This window comes from Saccharothrix sabaoui (genome assembly GCF_051756985.1).
Classification (GTDB): Bacteria; Actinomycetota; Actinomycetes; order Mycobacteriales; family Pseudonocardiaceae; genus Actinosynnema.
This window is the reverse complement of the sequence record NZ_JBPKJK010000306.1, coordinates 1-4,365: the sequence shown is the minus strand read 5'-3', so window position 1 is coordinate 4,365 and position 4,365 is coordinate 1. Positions and strand designations below refer to the sequence as shown.

4 protein-coding genes are annotated in these 4,365 nt (G+C 73.4%); all 4 read right to left on the bottom strand.

Going from position 1 to position 4,365, the window contains the following annotated elements:
• Positions 1–70 precede the first annotated feature (70 nt).
• From ACR807_RS41285 to ACR807_RS41270, 4 genes are read right to left on the bottom strand one after another with little or no spacing between them, the layout of a single operon-like run.
• Positions 71–1,111 carry an SIS domain-containing protein gene (locus ACR807_RS41285; RefSeq protein ID WP_438927003.1) on the bottom strand — a complete coding sequence of 347 codons (1,041 nt, stop codon included), beginning with the start codon at positions 1,109–1,111 and terminating at the stop codon, positions 71–73.
• Between the two features lie 13 nt (positions 1,112–1,124).
• Positions 1,125–2,561, bottom strand: a complete 1,437-nt coding sequence (locus ACR807_RS41280; protein WP_438927002.1) for a glycoside hydrolase family 3 protein — start codon at positions 2,559–2,561, stop codon at positions 1,125–1,127.
• 7 nt (positions 2,562–2,568) lie between these two features.
• Positions 2,569–3,390 (bottom strand): carbohydrate ABC transporter permease, encoded by an 822-nt coding sequence (locus ACR807_RS41275; RefSeq protein ID WP_438927001.1) that lies wholly within the window; start codon positions 3,388–3,390, stop codon positions 2,569–2,571.
• Positions 3,387–4,361 carry a carbohydrate ABC transporter permease gene (locus tag ACR807_RS41270; protein WP_438927004.1) on the bottom strand — a complete coding sequence of 325 codons (975 nt, stop codon included), beginning with the start codon at positions 4,359–4,361 and terminating at the stop codon, positions 3,387–3,389. The genes ACR807_RS41275 and ACR807_RS41270 overlap by 4 nt, the downstream gene beginning before the upstream one ends.
• Between the last annotated feature and the right edge of the window lie 4 nt (positions 4,362–4,365).

The following is a 4,365-nucleotide window of genomic DNA, read 5'->3' as shown; positions in this document are numbered from 1 at the left end:
TGAGTCCTGCGTTCGCGACTCGCGAGTCATGCGTTCGCGACTCGCGAGTCATGCGTTCGGGGCGGGTGGGTCAGCGGGTGCGGGTGACCTTGTTCAGGCCGCGCGGGCTGTCGGGGTCGCCGCCGCGGGCCAGGGAGAGGCCGTGGGCGATGCGCTGGACCGGGAGGATCTCCAGGATCGGCGCCACCTCCTCGGCCGTCTCCGCCACGGGCACGCGCAGCGCCGCCGACACGCGGTCCGCGCCCGAGCCGATCGCCACCACGTCGGCGCCCCGCCCGTGCACCACGTCCAGCACGTCGTGCAGCGCGTCGCCGCCCCGCCCGCGGCTGGTGACGGCCAGCACGGCCGTCTCGCCGTCGACCGCCGCCACCGGCCCGTGCAGCAGGTCCGCCCCGCTGTACGCGCGCGCCGCGAGGTAGGAGGTCTCGGCCAGCTTCAGCGCCGACTCCAGCGCCGTGGGCAGCGAGTAGCCGCGCCCCGTCGTGAGCACGCGGTCCACGAAGCGGTAGCGCCGGACGGCCTCGGCCACCGCGTCCGCCGACATCTCCAGGGTCGCCGCGGCCTGCTCGCCGATCGACGCCACGGCCGCGCCGTCACCACCGCGGACCGCGTCGACCAGCAGGTACAGCGCGAGCAGCGTCGCCGAGTACGTCTTGGTCGCCGCCACCGCCCGCTCCACGCCCGCGCCGACGTCCACGGACAGCTCGGCCGCCCCGTTCAGCGGCGAGTCGGCGGTGTTGGTGACGGCCACGGTGAGCGCGCCGCGGGCCCGCGCGGCCTCGGTGACCTCCAGCAGGTCGGGCGACCCGCCGGACTGCGACACCGACACCACGAGCACGTCGCGCAGGTCCGGCCGCGCCCCGTACAGGGTGGTCGTGGAGGGCGACACCAGCCCGGCCGGCAGCTGGAGCAGCACCTCGGTCAGGTACTTCGCGTACAGCGCCGCGTGGTCGGACGAGCCGCGCGCCGCGAACAGCACGAACCGCGGCCCCCGGTCGCGGATGACCTCGGCGACCGAGGCGAACTCGGCCCGCCGCGCGACGAGGTCGGTGAAGATCGCGGGCTGCTGGCCGATCTCGGCCGCCATGTGCCTGCCGGGCTGGTCGGTCATCGGTCTCCCCTGCTCAGGTGCCGGCGGCGATGCGCTCGGCCGCGGCCCGCAGGCACACCCGGGAACCGCCGTGGGTGTCGACGCGGACGGCCGCGCCCAGGTCCGGCCCCGGCACGCCCGTCTCCACGTGGACAAGGTCTAGACCAATCTTAACCAGCGAGGACACCAGTTCGCGAGCCCACGCGTGGCGGTGTGCCTCACGCGTCACCACCACGACGGTGCGACCGGACGCCGCCGCCGCGACCTCGTCGGCGGAGGAGGAGGCCGGCAGCACGGTCGTTCCCGGCACCAGCTCCACCAGGTACGGCCCGAGGCCCCACGGCACGTCGCCCACCGCGATGGACGCCTCCACGGCCAGGTCCAGCACCACCGGCGGACCGGACACCGCCAGCGGCCCCCGCACCTCCAGCGCCGCCCGCGCCGCCCGCAGCCCCAGCGACGGGTCGTGCCCGTCCACCGCGGACGGCGGGGTGCCGAGCACCGCCGTCCGCCGCGCCGCCTCCTCCAGCCGCTCCAGCGGCAGCACGCCCGACTCGACGGCCGCCACGATGCTGTCGACGAGCCACTGGAGCCCGTCGTCGTCGAGCGGCTCGCCGCCCAGGCACAGCGCGTCCACGCCGGCGACCAGCGCCCGCACGGACCCCTGCGCCAGGTCGCCGCCGACGGCCTTCATGTCCAGCCCGTCGGTGATGACCGCGCCGGTGAAGCCCAGGTCCTCCCGCAGCACGCGCAGCGCGCGCGGGTTGAGCGTCGCGGGCTCCGGCCCCCACTCCGGCACGACCAGGTGCCCGGTCATGATCGACCGCACGCCCGCCCGCACGGCCGCCGTGAACGGCACGAACTCCACCGCCGCCAGCTCCGCCGCCGTGCGCGGCAGCACGGGCAGCGCCTCGTGCGAGTCCACCGTGGACGCGCCGTGGCCGGGGAAGTGCTTCGCGCACGCCGCCACGCCCACCGCCTGCATCCCCTCGACGAACGCCGCCACGTGCTCGCCGACCGCCACCGGGTCCGAGCCGAACGACCGCACGCCGATCACCGGGTCGTCCAGGGTCAGCACCAGGTCCGCCGACGGCGCGAGGTTCAGGCTCACCCCGCACGCCGCCAGCCGCGACCCGACGGACGCCGCCACCTCCCGGGTGAGCCGCAGGTCGCCGGCCGCGCCGAGGGCGTGGTTGCCCGGCACCTCGGAGCCCCGCCCGTAGTCGAGCCGGGTGACGTCCCCGCCCTCCTCGTCGATGCCGACGACGACGTCCGCACGCGCACCCCTCAGCTGCGCGTTGAGCGCCGTGACCTGCGCGTCCGTCTCCTCGGAGGTGCCGGCGACGACGTTGCGCCCGAACAGCACCACGCCGCCGAGCCCGTCCGCCACCCGCTTCAACAGCCAGTCCGGGGCCGTGGTCCCGTGGAACCCCGGCAGCAGGACGGCCGACGCGAGCCGGTGCAACGACATGCGGTCCCTACCCCTTCACCGCACCGGCGGTGACACCGGTGACCATCTTGCGCTGCACGATCAGGAAGAACACCAGCACCGGCAGCGTGAACAGGGCCGACGCCGCCATCGCGCCGCCCCAGTCGGTGCCGAAGTTGGTCTGGAACCCCGACAGCCACACCGGCAGGGTCTCCTTCGACTGGTCCTTGACCAGCGACAGCGCGAACAGGAACTCGTTCCACGCCGTGACGAAGGCGAACACCGAGGTGGCGACCAGGCCGGGGCCCAGCAGCGGCAGCGTGACGCGGCGGAACGCGCCCCACCGGCCGCAGCCGTCGACCATCGCCGCCTCCTCCAGCTCCAGCGGGATGCCGTTGACGAACCCGCGCAGCGTCCACGCGCAGAACGGCAGCGTCACCGCGAAGTAGATGAGCGCCAGCGCGGGCAGCCGGTCGAGCAGGTCGAGGTCCCTCATCATCAGGAACATGGGGATGAGCAGCGCCTCGAACGGCGCCATCTGCGCCACCAGCATCATCATCACGAAGCCCTTGCGGCCGCGGAACCGCATCCGGGACAGCGCGACCGCCGCCAGCAGGCCCACGACGAGCGCCGCGGCCACCGCCGACAGCGACACCAGCAGGCTGTTGCCCAGCGAGGTGAGGAACCCGGGCTTGGTCCACGCGGTCACGAAGTTGGTGCTCGTGACCGAGAACGGGATCAGGTCGTAACCGCTGGTCAGCATCTCGCCGCGCGGCTTGAGCGCGGTCGAGACCATCCAGTAGGTCGGGAACGCGAAGAACAGCGCCACGACCAGGGCGGCCGCGTTGGCCGCCACCTTCTTGGCGATCACAGCCCACCCTCCTGGGAACGGACCAGCCGGCGCAGGTACTGGAACGTCAGCAGCGCGAGCAGCGCCACCATCACCACGGACACCGCCGCGGCCACGCCGAAGTGGCTCTGGGAGATGCCCTCCAGGTACTGGTAGACCGCGAGCGTCGTGCTGCCGCCGTCCGGGCCGCCCTTCTTCATGGCCCAGATCTGCGCGAACACCTTGAAGTCCCACAGCAGCGACAGGAACGTCACCATCATCAGCAGCGGGCGCAGCTCGGGCCAGGTCACCGCGCGGAACGTCTGCCACGCGGACGCCCCGTCGATGCCCGCCGCCTCGTACTGGTCCTTGGGGATGCCGACGGCCCCCGCGTACAGCGAGAACGCCAGGAACGGGATCGCCTGCCACACGATCAGCAGCCCGATCACCGCGAGCGTCGACGTGCCGGTGGAGAACCACGAGTACCCGGCGAACGAGTCGAAGCCGACCTTCACCAGGGTCTTGTTGAGGATGCCGTACTGCTGGTCGAAGATCCACTGGTAGACGGTGGTGGCCGCGAGCAGCGGCATCGCCCACGCCAGCAGCATCGCGACCTGGAGCACGATCCGCACCACCGGGCTGACCACCCGCATCAGCAGCGCGATCAGCAGGCCGGCCAGCACGGACGCGGCCACCACGAGCGCGGTGAACACCACCGTGCGCAGCGCGATCATCCAGAACTCGGGGTCGCCGAGGATCTCGGCGTAGTTGTCCAGGCCGGTCCACACGACCTCGCCGCGGGTCAGCTCGCGCAGGTTCAGCTTGCGGAAGCTCGTCACCAGGACGGAGAGGACCGGCCAGCCGATCAGCCAGAGGACGGCCACCAGCGCGGGTGCCAGCAGCAGGTAGGGCAGCGCCCGGTCGAGGGCGCCGCCCCGACGGCGCGGCGCGCCGTCCGGGTGCGCGGCACGCCGCGGTGCCGACGGGGGCCAGCCGCTCATCGTAGCGGTCACGATG